The sequence below is a fragment of the Pseudomonas sp. 300 genome (assembly GCF_055803035.1).
In genome coordinates this window covers 1-487 of the sequence record NZ_JAVLRV010000008.1, presented here as the reverse complement: position 1 = coordinate 487, position 487 = coordinate 1, and the positions used below count along the sequence as shown (strand labels likewise).

Genomic DNA, 487 nt, shown 5'->3' with positions numbered 1-487 from the left:
CGCCAATACTGATCGAAGGCACGTTGAACCTTCGGAGCATCCCCATGCCATTACTGCGCGAACCCCTCTGCCACTATCGCTACGACGCCCTCGACCGGTTGATCGGCCATGCACAGCAGGACGCGCAACAGCATCGGCGTTTCTACTGCAAAAGCCGCCTGGCCACCGAGATACAGGGTGCGCTGCAGCATTCGATCGTCCAACACGACGACTGGCTGTTGGCGCAGCAGCGAAGTGAGGGCGATGCACTCGACACCACGCTGCTGGCCACCGATCAACAACGCTCCGTGTTGCACACGCTTAAAGCGAACCATCAGTGCCAGCCCATCGCCTATTCACCCTATGGCCACCGCCACCCTGAAAACGGGTTACTCAGCCTGTTAGGGTTCAATGGCGAACGGCCCGACCCGGTGACGGGGCATTATTTGTTGGGAAATGGGTATCGAGGGTTTAATCCGGTGTTGATGCGGTTTAACGGTCCGGACAG

At 58.7% G+C, this 487-nt stretch carries 1 protein-coding gene; it reads left to right on the top strand.

Going from position 1 to position 487, the window contains the following annotated elements; translation table 11 throughout:
• Positions 1 to 44: 44 nt before the first annotated feature.
• Positions 45 to 487 (top strand): RHS repeat-associated core domain-containing protein (locus Q7W83_RS29090; RefSeq protein ID WP_473658415.1); only part of this gene is annotated, 443 nt, incomplete at its 3' end.